The sequence below is a fragment of the Stenotrophomonas sp. TWI602 genome, from assembly GCF_039674045.1.
Taxonomy (GTDB): Bacteria; Pseudomonadota; Gammaproteobacteria; order Xanthomonadales; family Xanthomonadaceae; genus Stenotrophomonas.
Genome location: NZ_JBDJMT010000004.1, coordinates 89,290 through 111,451, shown reverse-complemented (window position 1 = coordinate 111,451; position 22,162 = coordinate 89,290). Strand labels below are relative to the sequence as shown.

The window sequence follows — 22,162 nt, the reverse complement described above, 5'->3', positions numbered from 1 at the left end:
CCTTGATCGTCACGCGGGCGCCGACGGGGCGCGCGCGGAATCCGTGCCGCGCCAGCATGCACGAGCACGCGCAGGACGGGAAGCACCGCAGCGGGCCGTTCACCTCGGTGAATCCGGGGACGGGCAGATCCGGTACCCGATGCCGCCGAAGCCGGCATAACCGTACGCCCGGGACAGGATTAGACTTGGATGTTTCCGTTGCAGAGAAGCTCAATGTCCAAGCTGCGCCGCCCCACCCTGATGCTCGCCATTGCCGCCAGCCTGTCGCTGAGCCTGGCCGCCTGTGACCGCCAGGCGACTGCGCCGGCCGCGGCCGCGCCCGAAGCCGCTCCGGCCGAACCGGCCGCGCCCAAGCCGCAGCTTGGCAGTTTCGGCTTCGACGCCGCCGGCATGGACCGCAGCATCGCCGCCGGCGATGACTTCTTCGGCTTCGCCAACGGCACCTGGGTCAAGAACACCGAGATCCCGGCCGACCGTTCCAGCTACGGCAGCTTCAACGTCATTTCCGAAAAGACCCTGGCCGACACCCGCGCGATCCTCGAAGGCGCCGCGGCCGATACCAAGGCCGAGGGCGAGACCAGGTTGATCGGCGATTACTACGCCGCCTTCATGGACGAGACCGGCATCGAGTCACGCGGTGCCGCCCCGGTCAAACCAGCGCTGGACGCCATCGCCGGGATCAGCGACAAGGCCGCGCTGGCCACCGCGCTGGGCGGCACCCTGCGCGCCGATGTGGACCTGCTCAACGCCACCAACTTCTACACCGACCGCCTGTTCGGTGTGTGGGTCTCGGTGGATCTGCTGCAGCCGGACCGCACCGCGCCGTACCTGGTGCAGGGCGGCCTGGGCCTGCCGGACCGCGACTTCTACCTGCAGGGCGGCCGCATGGCCGAGATCCGCAAGCAGTACCAGGCGTATATCGCCCAGGTGCTGCAGCTGGCCGGCGTCGCCGATCCGGCGGCCAAGGCCCAGCGCATCCTCGCGCTGGAGACCAAGATCGCCCAGGCCCACGCCACCCAGGAAGACACCAACGACGTCGCCAAGGGCGCCAATGCCTGGAAGCAGGCCGACCTGAGCGCCAAGGCGCCGGGCATGGACTGGAGCGCTTTCCTGGCCTCGGCCGGCCTGGACGCCCAGCAGGACTTCATCGTGTGGCAGCCCAAGGCCGTGGCCGGCATTTCGCGCCTGGTCGCGACCGAGCCGCTGGAGGTCTGGAAGGACTATCTGGCCTTCCATGCGCTGGACCGCGCCGCCCCGTACCTGCCCAAGTCGTTCGCCGATGCGCGCTTCGCCTTCCACGGCACCACGCTCAACGGCACCCCGCAGCAGAGCGAGCGCTGGAAGCGTGCGGTGGATGACAGCAACCATGCGGTCGGCGAAGCGATCGGCAAGCTGTACGTCGAGCGTCATTTCGACCCGGCCACCAAGGCCCGTGCGGACGAGATGGCCAAGAACATCATTGCCGCGTTCGCCAAGCGCATCGATGCGCTGGAATGGATGTCGCCGCAGACCAAGGCGCGTGCCAAAGCCAAGGTCGATGGCCTGACCGTGGGCATGGGCTACCCGGACACATGGCGCGATTACACGGGCCTGGAGATCAAGCGCGATGACGCGCTGGGCAATGCCGAGCGTGCGGAGCTGTTCGAGTACCGCCGCAACATCGCCAAGCTGGGCAAGCCGGTGGACCACAGCGAGTGGGCGATGCTGCCGCAGACCATCAATGCGATGAACGTGCCGCTGGAAAACCGTCTGGTGTTCCCGGCTGCGATCCTGCAGCCGCCGTTCTTCGATGGTGCGGCCGATGATGCGGTGAACTACGGTGCGATCGGTGCGGTGATCGGCCATGAGATCAGCCACGGCTTCGACAACGCCGGTGCGCTGTTCGATGAGACGGGCAAGCTGCAGAACTGGTGGACGGCGGAAGATCTGAAGAAGTTCAACGCGGCCGGTGATGCGCTGGCGGCGCAGTTCAGCAGCTACAGTCCGTTCCCGGGGGTGTCGGTGAATGGTCGTTTGACGCTGGGCGAGAACATTGCGGACGTGGCGGGTCTGTCGACGGCCTACGATGCGTATCAGTTGTCGTTGCAGGGCAAGCCGGGCCAGACGCTGGAGGGCTTCACGCCGGATCAGCGGTTCTTCCTGGGCTTTGCGCAGGCGTGGCGCAGCAAGGCGCGTGAGCAGGCACTGCGCAATTCGCTGTTGACGAACGTGCATGCGCCGGGCCAGTTCCGTGCGTTGACGGTGCGCAATCTGGATGCGTGGTATCCGGCCTTCGAGGTGAAGGAAGGCCAGAAGCTGTATCTGGCGCCGGAGAAGCGGGTCAAGGTGTGGTGAGGCTTTTCATCGCGTTTTGCTGAGATGAAAGAACGGGCGCTTCGGCGCCCGTTTTTTTTGTCGTAGAGCTTCAGAGCTTCAGAGCTTCAGAGCTGAAGAGCTGAAGAGCTGAAGAGCTGAAGAGCTGGAGCAGAGCAACGGCTGGGGTTTGCGGCTGCTCTGGCTTGGGCGGGCATGGGCGGGGTGTCGGGACCCGCTGCAAGTACGTCCATGTAAGCTCGTATGCCGCCATCCATGGCGGCATACGGTCCCGCCACCCCACCCATGCCCACCCTTTGACAATGGGCTGGTGCGCAAGGGAAAAGCGGTCCCCGGCTCCGCGGCTGTGGCAGTGATTGGGTTTGTTTCGCTGGCCCGCTTCGATCTGTAGCTTTGCTACTCGGCTTCGTGGAGCAACACAGTGACGCTCTGCTGCTTTGCTCTGCTGCTTTGCTCTGCTGCTTTGCTCTGCTGCTTTGCTCTGCTGCTTTGCTCTGCTGCTTTGCTCTGCTGCTTTGCTCTGCTGCTTTGCTCTGCTGCTGCGCTGTGCTCTGCTGCTGTGCTCTGCTGCTGCGCTGTGCTCTGCCGCTCAGCTCCGCTTACTGGCCTTTGATCTCAGCATGGCCACCGGCCAATTGTCAGGGGGCGGGCACGTGTAGGCTGGAGGGACCGTATGCCGCCATGGATGGCGGCATTCGAGCTTACAGGGACGTACTTGCAGCGGGTCCCGGAAGCCTATGCGTGCCCGACCCAACCATCGGACACAGGCACTCGCGATTCACCGCTTCAAGGCCAATCAGCAAGCACGCCGGCAGGAACGCCCATCCGCGTGCACGCCCGCGTCGCCAGGCCATCCTGCAGTGCACGCCGGAACAGTGGCGCCATACCCTTCAGCATCACCGCAGAGGCACGCGACTGCGCACGTTGCATGGGCGTGCGCGCCAGCATCGTCGTCGCCCAGTCCGGCAACAGCGCCGCGCCGGCACCCAGGAACAGCTCGCGCGACAGTCCCGCCATCGGCACCGGCAAGCGGATGCCGGACAACACCGCCAGCACCTCGCGCGAGCGCGCATCGAACACCAGCGCCGATTGCTGTTGTGCGAAGTACGCGTCGACCTCCGCTTCCGACGCCGGCACATCGGTGGCGCCGAGTGCTTCGGCCACGCGCTTGTACTCGCGGTAATACTGATCGGCGATGGCGCCCGGGACGTCGCGGCAATAGCGCCGGCAGCCCTGCAGGAAACCATAGGCCTCGGTCACGTGTACCCAGGTCAGCAAGGCGGGATCGTCCGCGGAATACGCGCGGCCGTCGGCCGTGTGCCCGCGCACCTGCGCGTGGATGCGGGTCACCTTGGCGATCAACGCCTCGACTTCCGCGGCCGGTGCGTACGTGGTGCCGGCGACAAACGCGGTGGTTCGGCGCAGGCGGCCGACCATGTCATCGCGGAAATTGGAGTGGTCGTACACGCCGGCCAGCGCCAGCGGATGCAGGGTCTGCAGCATCAGCGCGCACAGGCCGCCGGCAAGCATCCCGGGAAATTCCGAGTGCACGCGCCAGGTGATGCTGTCCGGGCCGAACCAGCCGGGGTCGCCCAGGGGATGGTCGTAATCGATCCCACTCTGGCCGCGGGGGAAAGCACCCAGTACCCAGCGGCGGATCGGGGCAGTGGCGGGGCGGGCAAGCGAACGCAGCAGGGAAGACATCAACAGTACCGAGGGCGGAGCGGGCCGGCGTTTCGCGCGGATGCGTCAATTCTGCGTGATACCGCCGGGGCTGGCGAGGGCACCGTCGCGCTGGGCCCGCGCATTGTGCAACTGCAGCATGGGAACCGGCGTCCGCAGGCTATTTACCCGGTGATTTACGTGCCGCAGTGCGCAAATCCGCTGCGAGTTTGCCCATTCAGGCAGGAATGACGCCGGATCTTTGCGCTTTGCCCATTGCCAAGCGCCGTGAAAGTGCTAGAACTGGACGTGCCACAACGTCGTCCAATGCGCTGCCGCACGTTCCAGAAGGAGCTCGTCATGATCGCTTTGTTCAAAGGTTTGGGTTTGCTGTTGCAGGACAACGAGCTGTACAGCAGCCCGTTCGAAAAACAGGTCGCGCATTGGCGTAACAAGAGTGAACAGCAGATCCGCGAGGAAGTCGCGGTGCTCGCCAAGGCCAAGGGCCAATGGCTGATGGCCTCGATCGTCGGGTGGCAGGCATCCTCGCTGCTGATCCTCGGCCTGATCAGCAACTACCTGTGGAAGGATGACTTCCATATCACCTTCACCCGCGTGGTGATCGTGTTCGGCTCATGGGTGTCGATCCTGTTCGTGATCTGGTTCATGGCCAACATGTTCGATCACACCGCCGGCTTCGAGCGCTGGATGAAGGCCTTCAACAGCCGCGCCCGGATTACCTCCGATGCCGATACGGTGGAGTGCGTGGCCGAAGCGCTGGATATGGCCCAGCACTATCCGGAAGTGCTGCACTACAAGCAGGCCGTGAGCGCCAAGCGCGAACTGCGCCATGAGGATATCCGCATCATGCGCGAGATCGGCCGGATGAAGCAGCACACCGAACTGGTCGGCCAGCTCAACCACGTGGGCGAGCAGCCCAACGGAACCAACCTGCATCTGCAACCGGCGTTCTGACCCTACTGAAACGCGGGGGGAGCCACGATGCCACCGTGATCACTCACGGTGGCATTGTTCTTTCTGGACCGCGCTGACGCAGTGCTGGAAGCCAGCCGGCAACCCCGCCATCTGCTCGGTCTTGCCGACTGCCACCGACAGCCGGTGCAGGGGCGGATAGGCGCAGTCCTTGTCCTTCCCGCAGCGCGCATCCAGCACCAGGTAGTGGCAGTGGCCACTGCTGCTGGCGATGCAGTCGAAGCTGGCCACCCCGTTGTCGACCGTGGTCTTGCTGTACAGCGCATCCACGCCATTGGCGCGGATGCGGGTGACGGAGGTGTTGCTCGATTGCTGGCAGGCAGCCAGCACCAGCACGCAGAGACTGGCGACAACGGCGATACGCATGGCAGGCTCCCGACAAAAGAAAAGGCGCGTTACATCCCGCGGAACAGACTCATGAAGGGCTGGCTGACGTTGAGCACTTCGGCGCGGTGCTTCAAGCGCAGCTGGCCGCGGCCGGTGTCATCGCGGGTGACCGCGGCGACCGCTTTCATGTTGACGATGGTGGAACGGTGGATCTGGCGGAAACGTTGCGGATCGAGCGCGTCGAGCAGTTCGCGCAGCGAGGTGCGCAGCAGGCTTTCACCCTGCTCGGTGACCACCGTGGTGTATTTGCTGTCGGCACGGAAGTAGATCACGTCTTCGAGCATGATCAGCTGGGTGTCACGCCCGTTGCTGGCCGTGATCCAGGCCAACGGCGGCGCGCTTGAGGCGGCGGCGGGCTGCTGGCCCAGGCGCTGCAGCAGTTGTTCCAGCATGCCGCTGTCCGGCCGGCCCAGCTGCATGCGCGCCAGAATGCGCTCACGCGTGGCGAGCAGACGCTCATCGCTGACCGGCTTGAGCAGGTAGTCGATCGCGCCCTGTTCGAAGGCATCGATGGCGTACTGGTCGTAGGCGGTGACGAACACCACCTGGGTGCGCGGGCTGATCTCGGGCAGCGCGCGGGCCACCTCGATGCCGGTGATGCCCGGCATGCGGATGTCGAGCAGGGCCAGATCCGGCTTCAGCTCGGCCAGGCGCTCCAGCGCGCTGGCGCCATCCTCGCATTCGGCCACCAGCCGCAGCTCCGGCCATAGCCGCTGCAGCTGGGCGACCAATGACTGCCGCAGCAGGTCTTCGTCTTCGGCAATGAGTGCATCAAGCTGCATGGATCGCCTCCCGGGCATCGCGCGGCAGGGTGATCGTCGCCGCCACGCCGCTGGGGAAATTGGACACGATGGCCACCCCGGCGCGCTCACCGCAGGTCAGGCGCAGGCGCTCGCGCAGGTTCTTCAGGCCGATCCCGGTACCGCTGGTGCCCTGCCCGAAACCGAGGCCATCGTCGGCCACGGTGAGGGTGACATGGTCCTCGAAAGCGCGCGCGATGATCCATACCGTGCCACCGCCCGGCTTGGGTTCCAGCCCGTGTTTGATCGCATTCTCGACCAGGGTCTGCAGGGCCATCGAGGGCAGCGGCACGCTGGTCAGCGCCGGCGGCACATCCACCTGCAGGGCCAGGCGTGCGCCCATGCGGATCTTGAGGATTTCCAGGTAGGCCTGGGTGCGCTCCAGCTCCACCCCCAGGGTGGACATCGATTCATCCACGCTGGGCAGCGAGCTGCGCAGGTACTGGATCAGGTGCCCCAGCATCTGGTCCGCGCGCGGCGGATCAGTGCGGGTCAGCACCTGCGCGTTGGCCAGGGTGTTGTAGAGGAAGTGCGGCTCGACCTGGGCATGCAGCAGGTTGAGTCTGGCCACCGAGAGTTCCTTCTCGGTCGCGGTCTGTTCGGCGGCGGCCTGTTCGTCGCGGCGCTGCTCGGCCACCCGGCGGGTGATCGCACGGCTTACCGCTTCGGCGTTCTCATGGTTGCTGCCTTCGTCCACCGCCAGCAGGTCCGCCCAGACGCCGGCATCGGGCTCGAACAGCAGCGTCACGCTGCTGGTGCCCTGCCCCGGCGTGACCGTGGCGAGCACGCTGTTGCGCTTGATCGCCAGCCGCGCAGGCAGGTTCCAGCGCGACGGTGGGCGGCCGTTGTAGGTGTCCACGCGGCGTACGTAGGCACGGACCTGCAGGCTGCCCGGAGCGCTTTCGATATCTTCCACCCGCGGCAGCTCGGCGATGGCCGCTTCGACCAAGGCGAAGGCGGGGCCCGCATCCATGGGGACCTCGATCTGGCGCCGCTGGCGGCTGGACAGGGTGGCCGCGTCCAGGCGCCCGGCCGCGTGCTGGACCCGGCGGATATGGGCAATGCAGCTGCCCAGGGCGGTCACCATCACGAACAGGGCCAGCAAGCCGAACACCCAGCCGGGACCTTCGTCCATGCCGTGGAAGAAGCCACTCCAGACGAACCCCGCCACCACGATGGCGGCGGCCCAGGCCAACAGAATGCGGAGAATCAGGGAGAGGCTGGCGAACACGGCGGCGTCATCACATAGGGAGTGAGGCGAGCATAGCCCTGCCGGCAGCGGGAACAAGCGGCATGCGACGAAGGCGGGGAATGGTGGGACGAAGCGGTGTAGAGCCACCCCATGGGTGGCTGGCTTTCTTCCGGGACCGCGAAGCCACGCATGGCGTGGCTCTACGTCTGGGTTCGGGACCGCGAAGCCACGCATGGCGTGGCTCTACGTCTGGGTTCGAGACCGCGAAGCCACGCATGGCGTGGCTCTACGTCTGGGTTCGAGACCGCGAAGCCACGCATGGCGTGGCTCTACAGCGGGGTCCGGCCGGCGTGCCGGCCGGACGCGGTCTTATTTTCGCTCGGCGGCGCTGGCATCACGCGGGGCGCGGAACTGGGAATCTTCACTCCAGTTCGGCCAGGCGCGCGAATTGGCCAGCTGGTTGCCCAGCGTGTACAGCACTTCCAGATCGCGCGAGGCACCGGCGAAGGTCCAGTCCGGCTGCCATTCGTCCCCCTGCTGGTGATAGCGCTTGGCGGTGTAGTCATCCGACGCCGCCTTGCCAGCGGCGACGCCGCCTTCCACCCAATCCTGGCCCGCCGAGTACGACACCGCCGGCACGCCACGCTTGGCGAACGGGAAGTGATCGGAGCGGAAGAACAGGCCGGCTTCCGGCTTGGGATCCGGCGTATAGCGGATGTCCCAGCCCTTGGCGACGTCCTTGAGCTGGTCCAGCAGTTCCAGCTTGGCCGAGCCGTAGATGCCGAAGTCACGCGAGGGACTGAAGGGCGCCATGCCATCCATGTTGATCAGCGCCACGGTCTTGCCCAGCGGATACAGCGGGTGGGTGGCGTAGTACTCCGAGCCGAGCAGGCCCTTTTCCTCGGCGGTGACGGCCAGGAACAGCACCGAACGCTCCGGGCGCTTGGCCTTGGCGAAGCCGCGGGCCAGTTCGACCAGCGAGGCGGTGCCGCTGGCGTTGTCCAGCGCACCGTTGAAGATGGTGTCACCGTTCGCGTCCGGCTTGCCCACCCCGATGTGATCCCAGTGCGCGCTGTAGATCACGGTCTCATCCGGATGCGTGCTGCCTTCCAGGCGCGCGGCCACGTTGTGCGAGGTGATCACCTCGGTCTTGACCGCGTACTTGGCCGAGAAGGTCTCGCCCTTCAGCTCGACCGGCTTGAAGTCACGGGTTTGCGCCTGCTTCTTGAGCGCCTCGAAATCCAGGCCGGAGCGCTTGAACAGTTCTACCGCCAGATCGCGCTGGATCCAGCCTTCCAGCAGCGGATGCGCGTCGGCCGGATTGTCGCGGACCACGTCGAACATGGTGTTGGTGTTGGAACCGGCCACGGTGGCCCAGCCATACGAGGCCGGTGCGGTCTCGTGCACGATCAGCACGCCGAGGGCGCCCTGGCGCGCGCCTTCTTCGTACTTGTAGGTCCAACGGCCGTAGTAGGTCATGCCCTTGCCGTCGAAATCACCCTGGCCGGTTTCGAAGTCCGGATCGTTGATCAGCACGACCGCGATCTTGCCCTTCAGGTCCACGCCCTTGAAATCGTCCCAGTTGCGCTCGCCGGCCTTGACGCCGTAGCCGAGGAAGACCAGCGGCGCGTTCTTGATATCCACTTCGCTGGCACCGTTCATGGCGGCACGCACGGCGATTTCCTTGCCCTGGCTCAGCGTCTGCGGCGTGCCTTTGCTGCTCAGCGAGAGGCTCGGGGTGCCGACGATATCGCCCTTGAGCAGCGGCACGGCCTGGGTCCACAGGCGCTTGCCATCCTTGAGGTCGCCGCCCGGCTGCAGGCCCGCCGCTGCGAACTGCTTGCTCAGGAACGCAATGGTCTTCTCTTCACCGGCCGTGGCCGGCGAGCGGCCTTCATAGGCATCCGACGCCAGTTCCTTGACGTCGGCGGAGATCCGCGCGCCATCGAATTTGGGGGTGGCGGCCATCAAGGCCGACGACACCGACAACGCCAACAGGCTGATTACCACACGCTTCACGCTGCACCTCATGACTGACCGACAATCGCCCGAGTGTAGGCCAGAGCTGCCGTGCGGTGCAGTGCCGGTCTACACAGCGGCCGCGCGAGCCAGCAGCAGCGCCTTCTCACGTGCGTTGGCGGTCAGTGCGGCTGCACGCGCGAAGGCCGCGCGCGCTTCGTCGTGCCGGCCCAGCTGGGCCAACAGATCACCCTGCACCGCGGCCAGCGGCGCGTAGTCGCGCAACCGCGCATCGTCCCCGAGCGCATCGACCAGGGGCCATGCGGCGGCCGCACCCTGTGCCCGCGACAAGGCGACCGCGTGGTTCAGCGCGATCACCGGCGAGGGCTGGCGCTGGGCCAGCCGCGCGTACAACACGGTCATCCGCGCCCAGTCGGTGTCTTCGGCGCGGGGTGCGCGCGCATGGCACTCGGCGATGGCCGCCTGCAGTGCATAGGCGTCGTCGCCACCGCCCAGCGCAATCGCTTGCTGCAGGGCCGCCTGGCCACGGGCGATCTGCAGCCAGTCCCAGCGCGTGCGGTCCTGGTCGGGCAGCAGGATCGGTGTGCCGGTCGCATCCGTACGCGCGGCGGTGCGCGATGCCTGCAGTTCCATCAACGCGAGCAGACCCTGCACCTGCGGCCAGGTCGGCAGCCGGCCGGCCAGCACGCGGCCCAGCCGCAGCGCTTCATCGCACAATGCCGGGCGCATCCAGTCATCGCCGGCACTGGCGGCATAGCCTTCGTTGAAGATCAGGTAGACCACCTCCAGCACCGAGGCCAACCGCTCGGGCAGCGCCGCCTGGCGTGGCACTTCGAACGGCACCTGCTTCTGCGCCAGCGTGCGTTTGGCGCGCACGATGCGCTGGGCGATGGTCGGCTCCGGGGCGAGGAAGGCGCGCGCGATTTCCTCGGTGGTCAGCCCGCCAAGCAGCCGCAGCGTCAATGCCACGCGCGCATCGGCCGCCAGCACTGGGTGGCAGGCGACGAACATCAACCGCAGCAGGTCATCGCCGATGTCGTCTTCCAGCGCATCGCTGTCATCGGGCGCCGGCAACGGCAGTGGCTCCAGCTCACTGCCGTACTGCGCATGCTGGCCGGCGACGCGGCGGTGCTGGCGCAGCACATCGATGGCACGGTTGCGCGCGGTGGTCATCAGCCACGCTCCGGGATTGTCCGGTACCCCCTGGCGGGGCCAGCGCTCCAGCGCGGCCAGCCAGGTGTCCTGGACCAGCTCTTCGGCACGGCCGACATCGCCGCCAAGCAGGCGGGTCAGGCGGGCGGTCAACACTGGCGACTCCATGCGCCAGATCGTCTCCAGTCGTTGCGTCAGTGCCGTGTCCATGCGGCCGATCAGAGCACCAGCGCGGCCGGGGCACAAGCCGCACCGCGGCGTGCCATCGCGCCGGTCCGGGCTCAGGGCTGCTTCATGCAGTTGACCATCCATGGCTTGCCGTAGCGGTCGATCAGAAAGCCCCAGCGATGGGCCCAGAAGGTCTCGGTGATCGGCATCTTGATCTCACCCCCGTCGGCCAGCGCCTTGAACACACGCTCGGCTTCGTCGACCGAGTCGACCTCGATGTTGATCGTGGTGCTGCCCTGCCCGTCCGACGACGGGCCATCGGCGGCCATCAGGACCGCCGAGCCAACCTCCAGCTGGCTGTGGGCAACGTGGTCCAGTGTCTCCGGCGGCATCTCGCCACAGCCCTCCTGGCTTTCCATGGGAGGCATGTCGCGGTACTTCATTTCAGAGGTGACCTTACCGCCGAGCGCCTGCGCGTAGAAGGCCATGGCGTCATGGGTCTTGCCGTTGAAGCCGAGGAACGGAATCAGTTTCATGGGAATGCTCCAGGGATGCGGGGGGATCAATCGGCGGTGCCGATCTGGTCGCGCAGACGCTGTTCCTGCGCCTGTAATTCAGGAGTGAAGGCCGCGCCGAAATCCTCGGCACTGAGGATCGGCCGCAGCTCGACCACATCCCCGGCAGCGAACGGGGCGCGCTTGAGCCATTCGGTGGCCTCGTCCAGCGAGCGCACCTGCCAGAGCCAGAACCCGCAGACCAGCTCGCGGGTTTCAGCGAAGGGCCCATCGATGACACGCGGCGGTTCACTGCCGAACGCCACCCGGCGGGCGCGCGCGGTCGGGTGCAGGCCCTCGCCGGCCAGCATGATCCCGGCCTGGACCAGCTGTTCGTTGTAAGCGCCCATGGCGCGTATTTCCTGCTCGGTGGGCAGTTGACCGGCCTCGGTGGCCGCCGTTGCCTTGACCAGTACCATGACTTTCACGGGATGCTCCTGTGTGCCAGCCCGTCACCCGGGCCGTTCACTGGATACAACGTGCCCGCAGGGCGGAAATCGACACGCCGCACGGGTTTATTTTTCCGCCCCTGAACGGGGCACCGCTGCGGCGCTGCAACACGTCCCGGGCGCGGGCTGGGGCATCATGCCGTTTCCCCCGCTCACCCCGGTCCGGCCATGCAATTCCTGTTGCTGATCTACATCGACGAAGGCCTGTTGCAGGCCCTGCCCGGCGACGAGTACGACCGCCTGATGCACGACTGCCTGCAGCATGCCGACCGCCTGCAGGCCGAGGGCACGCTGGTGCTCGCGCAGAAGCTGGAACCGGTCGACAGCGCGCGTACGCTGCGCGTGCGCCAGGGCCAGACCCGCATCACCGATGGCCCGTTCGCCGAAACCCACGAATTGTTGGCCGGCTTCAATCTGATCAACGCGCCGGACCACGCTGAGGCGATGCGCATCGCCCTGCAGTTCCCGTGGTCACGTTTCGGCAGCATCGAGGTGCGCCCGCTGGCCGACATGGACGCCGAACGCGTGCGCGTCGGCGCCTGACATGGCTCAGGGCAACAGCGTGATCTTCAGATCGCGCGGGCCGATGGCCTCATTGCCGCTGTAGTCACGCGCACTGCCACGCAGGATGTAGTCGCCGGCGGGCAACGCGTCGGGCTGCCAGCGCCCGGTCTCGACCAGCCCATCGCGCACGGTGTTGGTGACCAGGTAGCGGAACCGGGTGACCGCGCTGCCATGCACGGTGATGCCACTGTCCGGCGCGTAGGCCACGCGGGTGGCGCTGTCTTCGCGCGGCATCCGGTTGAAGACGATGTTGAAACGCGGCTGCTCGTAGCCGGCCAACGGCTGGCCCTGCGCATCCAGCACCTGGTAGCCGACCTGGTACAGCCCCAGCCGCCGCCGCGGCAGGTTGCGGTCCACCTGGTCCCACGCCTCCACCACGATCTGCACGCCCGGGCCTTGCCTCGGAACTGCAATGCGGCCATCGGCGCCGGCCTGGATCGGCTGATCCAGATCGTCCAGCACCGCCACCTCGGTGATGCGCGGCGCGAAGGTGTCGGCATAATCGATGAAGCCCAGCGCCACCGCATTGCGCTCGAAGCCGCTGGCACCCACGCTCAGGTGTACATGCGCCATGCGGTTGATGCTGCCCAGCGCCTCACCCGCAGCGAAGCGCGTGCCACGGCGCACGCGGATGCGCGCCAACGTGCCGTCCTCACCGAACAGTGGCTGCCAGCGCGCATCGAACGGACGATCGCGCGGGTCGCGGCCGACCTTCATGTGGATGTACTTGAGCCGGCCCAGTGACAGGCCCTCGGCCTGGCCACCCACTGACCACGCCGCGAACGGCGTATCCACCTTGCCGTCGGCAATCGCCAGCACCGGCTGGCCGACATCGCCGCGGATGTCGAAGCCACCGTGCAGGTGGTGGCGACTTTCGCCCTTGAAGTCGCCGCGCACTTCACCCAGGGTGCCGACCACTTCATGCCACCCGTCCTGCGGGGCCAGTGGCCACCGGCCCGCGGTCTGCGGCAGCGGCGCGTCCGGCGCGGGGCCGATCAGCGCCGGCGGCGCGGCTTCTCCTGCCGCCAGCGCACGCAGCCGGTGCACACGGTAGGACGCGGCATCGGCCAGATACAGACCGCCCTCGGCATCGAGCGCGAGCGCGGTGGGACGGGCGAAGCGCGGTTGCGGCGGCACCCCCGCCAAGGCCAGCTGATGCCCCTGCGCCGAGATCTGCACCACCTTGCCGTTGATGTCGCTGGCATAGATCACCCCGTCGTGGGTCACCGCCAACGACAGCGGACCACTGAGCAGGCCCCCATCGGCGACGCGGGTGCTCAGCGTGCCATCCGGTGCAAGCTGGCGGATCGCGTTGTTGAACAGGTCGGCGATCAGCAGATTGCCGTGCGGATCCAGTGCCAGCGCCACCGGCGTATCCAGGCGGGTGGCCGTCCCCAAGCCATCGAGCATGCCCGGGCGTTCGCCGCCCGCGACGGTATGCACCCGTCCATCGGGTTCGATGATGCGGATACGGTCGTTGTAGGTATCGGCCACGTACACGCGGCCGCCGGCGTCCACCGCCACGCCCATCGGCCCATCGAAACGCGCCTGCGCGGCCGGCCCGTCGACGAAGCCCCGCTGGCCATCACCGGCCAGCGTGCTCACGGTGCCGTCCACCGCGATGCGGCGGATCACGTGGTTGCCGGTATCGGCGACGAAGACGTTGCCGCTGGCATCCACCGCGATCCCGGAGGGCGTGTTGAACTGCGCCTGCAAGGCAGCGCCATCGCGCCAGCCCTCGCCCTGCCCGGCCAGGGTGTCCACGCGGCCGTCGGGATGGACGCGGCGGATACGGTTGTTGTCGCCGGCATCGGCGATGTACACGACGCCGTGTGCATCCACGGCCACGCCGTACGGATCGGCAAAGCGCGCCTGGGCGGCGGGGCCTTCCGTGCTGCCGCCGACGCCGTCGCCGGCCAGCACGCTGATCTGCGGCGTCCAACCCAGGGCCGTCGCCACCGGGCCCGGTGGCGGTGCCGGCGCTGCCGGTTCGCGCAGGAAGGTCCAGACCAGCGCTGCCGCCATCAGGGTGGCGATCAGCACCACCATCGTCCATCGTCCGCGCGTCATCGCCGTCCTTGCCTGCTGCTGTTCGGGACACGACCTTAGCCGCTCGCAGCGCGCCTGCAAACCCTGCACGACGAACGCGACTTGTGCAGATGCCACGTTCCGGTTTCAATCGGGGTTCATTCCATGGAAGGACACCGTCATGCGGCGCCTGCAACGTCATCGTAGTGCCCTGGTGCTTGCGCTGGCGATCGCAGGCAGCAGTCCCGTCCACGCCCGTGTCGACACCGGCGATGGCACGACGGCGCCACAGGCGCAGGTCCTGCGCGACGCCGTCGCCGATGCGGCCGGTCAAGCCGCACAGGGCGACACGTTGGGTGCACTGATTGCCTTTGAACGCCTGCTGGCGAGCCCTGCCCTGCCCACGCTGTCGCAGGCCGACCGTCTCGAGGCCTACAGCCAGGCGGCGTGGACCGCGCTGCAGACCGGTCAGACGGGGCTCGCACGAACATACCTGCAGAGCGCACGCCAGCTGTCGCCGGATGAACCGCGTGTGCTGTATCTGCTCGGGGCACTGGATACCCAGGAGGGCAATCCGCTTGACGGCATCCGGAACATCACCCGTGCAGTCCAGCTGGCGCCTTCGTTCGCGGGCGATGTCAGCATCAACATGGCCGCGCAGTTCATCCAGCGGTTGCAGGGCGAGGAGGATGTGTTGCGCGCGTTCCTCGAGGTGCTGTTCCAGCGCCAGTGGAAGCCCGATGGCGTGGAGCCGACTGATTTCTGGCGTACGCTCGCGCTGCTTCAGATCAATGCCGAGCAGTCCGAACGGGTCGCGGCCACCCTTGCGCGCATTGATACCCCGATGGAAGTCATCGCCCTGCGCGCGGACAAGCGCTTTGATCGCTTCATTGATCGCGACAGCCCTCGTTTCGATCCACAACAGTCTGCCCAGCGCCATCTGGACACGCTGCGGCTGGACACGCTGCTGGCGCCGGAGAACGTGACCGCGCTCTCTGCGATGAGCGAGGCGATGCTGCTGATGGGAAAGAACGAGGACGTCCTCGCGATGACGGACCGGGCGGCCAAGGTGGCTGCCGGTCCGGGCATTCCGGACACCTTCGAGGGGTCCGGCGACCTCGCGTGGCTGCTCAACAGTCGTGCCATCGCCCAGCGGCGGCTGGGCGACATCGAGACGGCGATGGCCACCATGACGCTCGCGGGCCGCTTCTCGGAGGGCGGCGGCAGCAATGTCAGCCAGCGCCTGAACCTGGCCGTGTGGCAGACCGGCATCCTGCAACCCCGCCAGGCACTGGAGACCGCCAACGGCATCGGCGACAACCTCAGCCCGTACGGTGAAGCGGTGCAGCAGTGGGTGCGCTTTGCGGCCTACCGCCAGCTTGGCGATCTGGCCCGTGCCGAACAGGCAAAGGCATGGCTCCAGGCGCATGACGATGTTGCCGCAGGCTATTTCATGGAGGCCCTGCTGGAGGACAACGCCTTGGACGCCGCGGCCGCGCATCTGATCGGCAGACTGCAATCCACCCAGCACCGCAGCGATACCCTGCTGTCGGTCCAGCGCTTTGTCACGGTGCCCTCGCTGCCCGGCGATGCGGAGCGCGATCGCCGCTGGTGGCAGGTGGTGGCGCGCCGCGATGTCCAAGCGGCGTTGAACGCCGTCGGCCGCAGTGACGCGTACGCGATCGTCGCACGCGGCTCCTCGCGCTGAGCCCGGCCCCTACTTCGCCGGCGTCTCCACCTTGAACCCCATCGCTTCGCGGTAGCGCACGTACAACGCGCTGACCTTCTCCACATAGGCCAGCGTCTCGGCATACGGGGGCACGCCCTTGTAGCGCGTCACCGCACCGATCCCGGCGTTGTACGCGGCCGCAGCCAGTACGCGGTCGCCTTTGTAACGCCGCAGCAACGCCTTCATGTAACGCGCGCCACCGCTGATCGACTGCTCGGCCGAGAGGGGATCGGCCACGCCGTATTCGGTGGCCGTATCGGGCATCAACTGCATCACGCCCTGCGCGCCCTTGGGTGAGATCGCGCCGGCATCGAAGCCACTCTCGGCATGCGCGATCGCGCGCAGCCAGGCATCGTCCACGCCGGTGGCCTTGGCTGCCGCCTTGAACTGCTTGGCATGCCGGTTCAACTGCGGCGTACCGACCTTGCCCAGCCCTTCGTGCGCCGGCTCGCCCGGGGGCGTGGCCACGGTGAACTTCAGGAACACGCGCGAGCCGGGCAGGTTGCGGGTGGAGTAGACCAGCGCACCGTCCTGCTCACGCTCGTACAGGGTGCCACTGAAGACGCCCATGTTGCCCCACAGGTTGGGGGTCTGCACGGCGTTGTCGTCGATCTGCTGCGGGGTGCATCTGGAGCCCGGCTCCGGCGCGGTGGCCAGGCTGACTGTGTTGCTCTGCACGCAGCGATAGACCGTGCGCGCCGATGCCAGGCCAGGCAGCAGCAACGACAACAGGGCCAACGCGGCAGGCAGGGTCGGATTCATCGGGCTCGGATCGGGGCACGGAAGGGTGCGGCGCGATGATCCGGCCGGGGGCGCGAACCGAAGGTGAATACCGGGCTGCCGCTGGGCACGCGCTGGCGCCCTGCCCAGGGCTGACGGATTCAACCCCTCATGGAGCGTCCCGCCTCCGCTCCCGCCCGTCCCGGCGCGCGGCAGTGTTTCAATCCCCGCGGACTGATGGTCATATAGCGGCTCGGGGCAGTGAGTGCCCTGGCCCATCGGGCTGCCATGGAACCCCTTTTCGACTAGGCATCGAGGTCTGTTTGAACCGCGCCAGGATCATCGCCGTCACTGTAGTGCTCGCCCTGCTGGGCGCCCTGGTGCCGATCGCCACGGTGTTCTATTTCACCTGGAGCCGCGCCAGCGAATCCGAGCAGGTGCGGCTGCAGACCACGGCCGAGCGCACCCTGCAGCGCGCGCATCGTGCCTACGAGATGGCACTGACCACCCTGCACGAGCTCAACCAGAGCACACTGGTGCCCTGCTCACCCGAGCACCTGCAGCTGATGCGCAGCCTGGCCATGCGTACCCATTCGGCCGAGCAGGTGGGCTACTTCGAACAGGGCCGGCTGGTCTGCAATTCGTGGGGGCCGGTGACGGCCGAGATCCCGCAGCCCACGCCCGGGTACGTGACCGCCGAAGGCGCCGGCATCACCCTCGGCGTCCGGCCGCTGGCCGGCAATCTGGAGCAGCCGTTGATGGCGCTCAGCTACGGGCAGTACGACATCCTGATGGACCCGGCGCGGCTGGTCGATGTGATCGCCGACCCCAACGTGCGGCTGGCGGTAGCCAGCCCGGACGGGCGCCTGATCGCGCAGCAGGACATCCGGGACCAGGAACTGCTGCAGCGGTTGCTGCGCGAGCCCGCCAGCGGCATGGAAGGCCAGACGCTCTACGCCACCGCGCAGGACCAGGAGTGGTTGGCCGTTGCGACCGCCCCGCGCACCGATCTGGTCGCCGCGTTCCGCCACCAGATCGGGCAGTTCATTCCGCTGGGCGTGCTCGGCGCGCTGGCGGCGATCGGGGGTGTGGTGTGGCTGTCGCGGCGGCGGCTGTCGCTGCGGGGCGAACTGGCCACGGCGGTGCGCAGGCGCGAGTTCTTCATGCACTACCAGCCGATCATCGAGCTGGACACCGGCATCTGCGTGGGCGCCGAATCGCTGGTGCGCTGGCGTCGGCCCGATGGCACGCTGGTGCGGCCGGATCTGTTCATTCCGCTGGCCGAGGAAGCCGGGCTGATCGAGGCGCTGACCGATCAGGTCATCGACCATGTGATCGCCGACATGCGCACGCTGCTGATACAGGACCGCACCGCGCACATCGCGATCAACCTGGCCGCCGAGGATGTCAGCAGTGGCCGGGCGTTGAAGGTGCTGTCGAGCAAGCTGCACGGCACCGGCATCCACCCCCAGCAGATCTGGCTGGAGGCAACCGAGCGCGGCTTCATCGATTTCCGCCGCGCGCGCACCAGCCTGGCCAATGCGCGGCGCATGGGTCACTGCGTGGCGATCGATGACTTCGGTGTCGGCTATTCCAGCCTGCAGTACCTGCAGCAGCTGCCGCTGGATGCACTGAAAATCGACAAGTCGTTCATCGATGCGATCGGCACCGACAGTGCCACCAGCCCGGTGACCTCGCACATCATCGACATGGCCAAGACGCTCGGGCTGTTCACCGTGGCGGAGGGCGTGGAAACCCCGGCCCAGCTCGCCTATCTCCAGGCGCGCCAGGTGGAGTTCGGGCAGGGGTGGCTGTTCTCGAAGGCACTGCCGCCGGCCGAGTTCATGGCGTTCCACCAGCAGCGCCAGCAGCAGTACGGGCCGGCACCGGAGGACATGCAGAACCCCAACGGCGACACGCCGGCCTGAGCCGTTGCGTCATTCCGCCTCGAGGCCGGCCAGCGTCATCACCCACGCCGGGACCTGCGGCTCGCCAGCATAGAACGCCTTCGGTCTGCCCTCGGCCATCGCCCAGCGCTGGATCCAGCTGATGCCCCCGGCGCCGTTGTAGCCATCGGCATGCTGGTAGGCCGGATCCTGCAGTGCCGCCTCCAGCGAGATGAAGCGATAGCCGCGCCGGCGCGTGGCTGCGACCAGTTCTTCCACACAGTCCGCGCTGAGCGCATTGGCGTGGATCAACCACACCTGTGCAGGCAACCGGCCCAGCAGTTGCTGCCCCTGCTGCTCGTAGTAGTCCAGCTTGTTGAGCATGTAGGGCACATAGCCGCGACGCAGCTGGCGCAGGCGAGCCTCCCGCACGACCGGATCCGGCTCGGTATCGCGCACGTGATCGTAGGCGAAGGCCCAGATCCATTCGCTGTTGTCGACCGTGACCGGCGCGACCTGATAACCATGTTGCTGCAGGAACGCGCCGAGCGCAGCGCGTTCCTGCGGTGACTGCCCGGCACGCAGATACGGATGCCGGAACCAGCGCGGTGCCTGCCCGGTTTCGGCCAGCAGTGGGCGCAAGGTGGCTTCACCGCGCAGGATGTCCTGCTCATACGCGGCCAGTCCGATCGCGTGCAGATCGACATGGCCGTAGGTGTGGTTGCCCAGCTCGACACCGGCATCGCGCCAGTCGCGCAGCATCTGTACCCGCGTCGGCTGCACCTGTCCGTCCAGCGCCAGCTTGACCTCGTTGACGAACCCCACCACCGGCACGTCGGCCCGCTTCAGGGCTGCGATCAACTGTGCATGACGGGCGGCAAGCTCGGGCTCGGCGCGTTCGTCCAGGCGCTGCCAGGGCAGATCATCGATCGTCAGCGCGATGCGCCGATCCGGCTCAGCCGCCTGTGCGACCCCGGCCAGGCACAGCAGCGCCAGCAGGCCACTTCGAAGGACTCCGTTACGCACCTGCCACTCCCATCGCGATACCCGGCCCCAGCATAGCGCCGGGTATCGCGGCTCACCTTGCCGTGTGCGGCGGCTCGGCTCAGTGCGCGATCGGGGCCCACGCACGCGGCTGGCGCAGCACCACCACCAACGTGGCCAACAGCAGCACCAGCAGCACCGCCGGCAGCCAGCGCTCGCCCACGGTTTCCAGCATCACCCCGCCGACGATGCCGGCCAGCGCGATCGCCAGGTTCCAGCCGGTCACCACGAACGACTGCGCGATGTCACCGGCCTCATCGGCGCGACGTGCCACCGCGGTCTGGAACTGGGTGGCAACGCCCCCGAACGACACCCCCCACACCACCGTGCCGATCAGCAGCACCCACGGTGTGCCGGGCCACAGCCCGAACGCCACGGCCGACAACGCAAACGCCAGCGTGCTGGCGATGACCAGTTCGCGCAGCCAGCGGTCCACCAGCAGCCCGGTGATCCAGATACCGACCAGCGCGGCCACGCCGAACACCAGCAGCAGGCGATCCAGCCAGGCCGCCGCGCCGGACAGCGCCGCGAACGGTTCGATGTAGGTGTAGAGCACGTTGTGCGCCAGCACGTACAGGAACATCGTCAGCAACGCAGTGCGCATGCCGCGCAGCCGCAGTACGTTGCCCAGCGGCTGCTGCGCCGCCGCGCCCGGGGCCGGCAAGGGTGGCAGCACCAGCCGCGCCCACACCAGCAAGCCGACGCTCAGCAGCGACATCAACCCGAACGCCCAGCGCCAACCAATGGTCTGGCCGAGCAGGGTGCCGGCCGGAATGCCGAGCGACAGTGCCAGCGGCGTGCCGACCATCGCCACCGCGATCGCGCGGCCCTGCAGCTGCGGCACCACCATGCGGCTGGCATAGCCGGCCACCAGCGACCACAGCAGGCCCGCGCTGATGCCCGCGCAGAAGCGCGCGACCAGCATCAGGCCGTAGTGGTGCGTCATCGCGGTGATGGTGTTGACCACCACGAAGCCGGCGATCGCAGTGAGCAGCAGCGGGCGCCGCGGCCAGCGCCGGGTCAGCGCGGTCATCGGCAATGCGGCGACGAGCGAGCCCAGGGCGTAGATCGTGACCAGCTGCCCGACCAGCGCGCGGCTGACGCCGAGATCGGCGCTCATCGGGGAGAGCAGGCCGGCCGGAAGCGCCTCGGTGAGGATGGTGATGAAGCCCGCGCAGGCCAGCGCCAGCAGCCCGCCGAACGGCAACCGGCTGGCGGCGTTGGGCAGGGGGAGGGCGGTGGAATCGACCGCGTGCCCGCTCATGGGCGCGCCTGGGTGGGTGCCGCATCGAAGGACGTGGGCTCGCGAAGGTCCGGGAGGGAAGACATGGGGGCACCAGCAGAAGGGGGAGCGCCACGGTAGGCGGTGAGCCGCCAGGGAAACAGCCGGGTGGCGCTCCGCACATTCCGGACCGGCGAGGCCGCAATCGGTGAAGCGCCCTCCCCGCAAGGTCTTCGGCTGGCACCAGGCACCCGCGCACCGCAGTGTTGCGGGCCAATGCCGCCGGCGCCCGCCCCGCAGGCCCTGCCGGCCGTTACAGTGCCTCTTTCACCCCGTGCAACCGCCCATGTCAGCCTTGGACAACCTCGGCAACCTGCAGACCTTCGTGCAGGTCGCCGACACCCGCAGCTTCGTCGAGACCGGCCGCATGCTCGGCATCTCCGCCTCGGCGGCCGGCAAGACGGTATCGCGGCTGGAGCAGGCACTCGGCGTGCGGCTGTTCCATCGCAGCACCCGCAGCGTCACTCTCACCGCCGAGGGCGAGCGCTTCCTGGTCCGGTGCCGGCGCATCCTCGATGAGCGTGACGCCGCCCGCGATGAGCTGGTCCAGCAGACCGAGGCGCCCACGGGAGTGCTGCGGGTCAGCCTGCCGCTGGTCGGCGACATCTCGCTGCCGCTGCTCGCCGAGTTCATGGCCGCTTATCCCGGCATCCGCCTGGAGCTGGATTTCGATGACCGCCTGGTGGATGTGATCGAGGAAGGCTTCGACGCCGTGCTGCGGGTCAGCGCGCCGACCGACTCGCGCCTGAGCGCGCGACAGCTCGGCGTGTTCCCGCGCTATCTGGTCGCCTCCCCTGATTACCTGGCGCGGCGCGGCACGCCACGTGTGCCCGAGGACCTGCTGCACCACGACTGCCTGCACTACCGCTTCCCCAGCAGCGGCAAGCTGGAACCGTGGCCGCTGCCGCAGACGCCGGGCGCCGCGCCGCTGGCACTGCCGGTCTCGATGGTCAGCAATACGATCGAAGCGCGGCTGGCCTTCGCGCTGGCCGGGCGCGGCATCGCCTATATCCCCGAGCACTCGGTGCGCGAGGCCCTGGCCGACGGCCGCCTGCAACGGGTCATGGCCGACCGCATCCATGCCTGCGGCACCTTCTACCTGCTGTGGCCCTCCGGCCGCCATGTGCTGCCCAAGCTGCGGGTCTTCATCGATTTCATCAGCGCCCGGCTGACCGGGGTCAGCTGCTGAACAGGCGGCGTTCATCGCCCTGCCGCCGGGCGGTTTTATACTGGCCACGCGGCAGCCAGCCGCCTTTGTT

At 67.7% G+C, this 22,162-nt stretch carries 18 protein-coding genes; 6 read left to right on the top strand and 12 right to left on the bottom strand.

Annotated features, from left to right (window positions below; all coding sequences use genetic code 11):
• Positions 1-213 precede the first annotated feature (213 nt).
• Positions 214-2,334, top strand: coding sequence for a M13 family metallopeptidase (locus ABE483_RS06605; protein WP_346464031.1), 2,121 nt, complete (start codon positions 214-216; stop codon positions 2,332-2,334).
• 765 nt (positions 2,335-3,099) lie between these two features.
• Here ABE483_RS06605 and ABE483_RS06600 read toward each other — a convergent pair.
• Positions 3,100-4,017 carry an oxygenase MpaB family protein gene (locus tag ABE483_RS06600; protein ID WP_346481380.1) on the bottom strand — a complete coding sequence of 306 codons (918 nt, stop codon included), beginning with the start codon at positions 4,015-4,017 and terminating at the stop codon, positions 3,100-3,102.
• 318 nt (positions 4,018-4,335) lie between these two features.
• Here ABE483_RS06600 and ABE483_RS06595 point away from each other — a divergent pair, with 318 nt between their 5' ends.
• Positions 4,336-4,950 carry a hypothetical protein gene (locus tag ABE483_RS06595; protein ID WP_346481379.1) on the top strand — a complete coding sequence of 205 codons (615 nt, stop codon included), beginning with the start codon at positions 4,336-4,338 and terminating at the stop codon, positions 4,948-4,950.
• A 39-nt stretch (positions 4,951-4,989) separates the two neighbouring features.
• On the opposite strand, the gene ABE483_RS06590 is transcribed toward ABE483_RS06595, so the two are convergent.
• The 7 genes from ABE483_RS06590 to ABE483_RS06560 all read right to left on the bottom strand — a co-directional run bounded on the left by ABE483_RS06590 (position 4,990) and on the right by ABE483_RS06560 (position 11,629).
• Entirely contained in the window at positions 4,990-5,334 is a 345-nt protein-coding gene (locus ABE483_RS06590; protein ID WP_313211750.1) for a hypothetical protein, read from the bottom strand.
• A 29-nt stretch (positions 5,335-5,363) separates the two neighbouring features.
• Entirely contained in the window at positions 5,364-6,137 is a 774-nt protein-coding gene (locus tag ABE483_RS06585; protein WP_313211749.1) for a LytTR family DNA-binding domain-containing protein, read from the bottom strand.
• The gene (locus ABE483_RS06580; RefSeq protein ID WP_313211748.1) at positions 6,127-7,386 is read right to left on the bottom strand and encodes a histidine kinase; all 1,260 of its coding nucleotides are present in this window, start codon (positions 7,384-7,386) and stop codon (positions 6,127-6,129) included. The genes ABE483_RS06585 and ABE483_RS06580 overlap by 11 nt, the downstream gene beginning before the upstream one ends.
• A 330-nt stretch (positions 7,387-7,716) precedes the next feature.
• Positions 7,717-9,366, bottom strand: a complete 1,650-nt coding sequence (locus tag ABE483_RS06575; protein ID WP_346464032.1) for a M28 family metallopeptidase — start codon at positions 9,364-9,366, stop codon at positions 7,717-7,719.
• Between the two features lie 69 nt (positions 9,367-9,435).
• Positions 9,436-10,689: a sigma-70 family RNA polymerase sigma factor gene (locus ABE483_RS06570; protein WP_346481378.1), complete on the bottom strand. Its 1,254-nt coding sequence runs from the start codon at positions 10,687-10,689 to the stop codon at positions 9,436-9,438.
• Between the two features lie 71 nt (positions 10,690-10,760).
• A complete protein-coding gene (locus ABE483_RS06565) occupies positions 10,761-11,183 on the bottom strand; it encodes a VOC family protein (RefSeq protein WP_313220074.1) in 423 nt (140 codons plus the stop codon).
• Positions 11,184-11,209: 26 nt separating this feature from the next.
• On the bottom strand, positions 11,210-11,629 hold the full coding sequence (locus tag ABE483_RS06560) for a YciI family protein (protein ID WP_313211743.1): 420 nt from the start codon (positions 11,627-11,629) through the stop codon (positions 11,210-11,212).
• Positions 11,630-11,818: 189 nt separating this feature from the next.
• On the opposite strand from ABE483_RS06560, the gene ABE483_RS06555 reads away from it, so the two are divergent.
• Entirely contained in the window at positions 11,819-12,193 is a 375-nt protein-coding gene (locus ABE483_RS06555) for a YciI family protein (protein ID WP_346481377.1), read from the top strand.
• A gap of 6 nt (positions 12,194-12,199) precedes the next feature.
• Here the strand turns inward: ABE483_RS06555 and ABE483_RS06550 are convergent, their stop codons facing one another.
• Complete coding sequence (locus tag ABE483_RS06550) at positions 12,200-14,284, bottom strand: gluconolaconase (protein ID WP_346481376.1); 2,085 nt, start codon at positions 14,282-14,284, stop codon at positions 12,200-12,202.
• A gap of 139 nt (positions 14,285-14,423) precedes the next feature.
• Here ABE483_RS06550 and ABE483_RS06545 point away from each other — a divergent pair, with 139 nt between their 5' ends.
• Positions 14,424-15,950: a hypothetical protein gene (locus tag ABE483_RS06545; protein ID WP_346481375.1), complete on the top strand. Its 1,527-nt coding sequence runs from the start codon at positions 14,424-14,426 to the stop codon at positions 15,948-15,950.
• A 9-nt stretch (positions 15,951-15,959) separates the two neighbouring features.
• Here the strand turns inward: ABE483_RS06545 and ABE483_RS06540 are convergent, their stop codons facing one another.
• A complete protein-coding gene (locus ABE483_RS06540; RefSeq protein WP_070426523.1) occupies positions 15,960-16,733 on the bottom strand; it encodes a lytic transglycosylase domain-containing protein in 774 nt (257 codons plus the stop codon).
• A 281-nt stretch (positions 16,734-17,014) separates the two neighbouring features.
• Here ABE483_RS06540 and ABE483_RS06535 point away from each other — a divergent pair, with 281 nt between their 5' ends.
• Positions 17,015-18,619: an EAL domain-containing protein gene (locus ABE483_RS06535; RefSeq protein WP_346481374.1), complete on the top strand. Its 1,605-nt coding sequence runs from the start codon at positions 17,015-17,017 to the stop codon at positions 18,617-18,619.
• Positions 18,620-18,628: 9 nt separating this feature from the next.
• On the opposite strand, the gene ABE483_RS06530 is transcribed toward ABE483_RS06535, so the two are convergent.
• Positions 18,629-19,576, bottom strand: a complete 948-nt coding sequence (locus tag ABE483_RS06530) for a polysaccharide deacetylase family protein (protein WP_346481422.1) — start codon at positions 19,574-19,576, stop codon at positions 18,629-18,631.
• A 106-nt stretch (positions 19,577-19,682) separates the two neighbouring features.
• The gene (locus tag ABE483_RS06525; protein ID WP_346466496.1) at positions 19,683-20,885 is read right to left on the bottom strand and encodes an MFS transporter; all 1,203 of its coding nucleotides are present in this window, start codon (positions 20,883-20,885) and stop codon (positions 19,683-19,685) included.
• Between the two features lie 304 nt (positions 20,886-21,189).
• Between ABE483_RS06525 and ABE483_RS06520 the strand changes: the two genes are divergently transcribed.
• The gene (locus ABE483_RS06520; protein ID WP_346481373.1) at positions 21,190-22,092 is read left to right on the top strand and encodes a LysR family transcriptional regulator; all 903 of its coding nucleotides are present in this window, start codon (positions 21,190-21,192) and stop codon (positions 22,090-22,092) included.
• Positions 22,093-22,162: the final 70 nt, after the last annotated feature.

What these genes read in the sequence shown, in the direction of transcription:
- ABE483_RS06590 (WP_313211750.1), bottom strand. Translation starts at nt 5,334, where the DNA reads ATGCGTATCGCCGTTGTCGCCAGTCTCTGCGTGCTGGTGCTGGCTGCC.
- ABE483_RS06540 (WP_070426523.1), bottom strand. Translation starts at nt 16,733, where the DNA reads ATGAATCCGACCCTGCCTGCCGCGTTGGCCCTGTTGTCGTTGCTGCTG.
- ABE483_RS06525 (WP_346466496.1), bottom strand. Translation starts at nt 20,885, where the DNA reads ATGAGCGGGCACGCGGTCGATTCCACCGCCCTCCCCCTGCCCAACGCC.
- ABE483_RS06565 (WP_313220074.1), bottom strand. Translation starts at nt 11,183, where the DNA reads ATGAAACTGATTCCGTTCCTCGGCTTCAACGGCAAGACCCATGACGCC.
- ABE483_RS06550 (WP_346481376.1), bottom strand. Translation starts at nt 14,284, where the DNA reads ATGACGCGCGGACGATGGACGATGGTGGTGCTGATCGCCACCCTGATG.
- ABE483_RS06545 (WP_346481375.1), top strand. Translation starts at nt 14,424, where the DNA reads ATGCGGCGCCTGCAACGTCATCGTAGTGCCCTGGTGCTTGCGCTGGCG.
- ABE483_RS06595 (WP_346481379.1), top strand. Translation starts at nt 4,336, where the DNA reads ATGATCGCTTTGTTCAAAGGTTTGGGTTTGCTGTTGCAGGACAACGAG.
- ABE483_RS06555 (WP_346481377.1), top strand. Translation starts at nt 11,819, where the DNA reads ATGCAATTCCTGTTGCTGATCTACATCGACGAAGGCCTGTTGCAGGCC.
- ABE483_RS06600 (WP_346481380.1), bottom strand. Translation starts at nt 4,017, where the DNA reads ATGTCTTCCCTGCTGCGTTCGCTTGCCCGCCCCGCCACTGCCCCGATC.
- ABE483_RS06585 (WP_313211749.1), bottom strand. Translation starts at nt 6,137, where the DNA reads ATGCAGCTTGATGCACTCATTGCCGAAGACGAAGACCTGCTGCGGCAG.
- ABE483_RS06570 (WP_346481378.1), bottom strand. Translation starts at nt 10,689, where the DNA reads ATGGACACGGCACTGACGCAACGACTGGAGACGATCTGGCGCATGGAG.
- ABE483_RS06605 (WP_346464031.1), top strand. Translation starts at nt 214, where the DNA reads ATGTCCAAGCTGCGCCGCCCCACCCTGATGCTCGCCATTGCCGCCAGC.
- ABE483_RS06520 (WP_346481373.1), top strand. Translation starts at nt 21,190, where the DNA reads ATGTCAGCCTTGGACAACCTCGGCAACCTGCAGACCTTCGTGCAGGTC.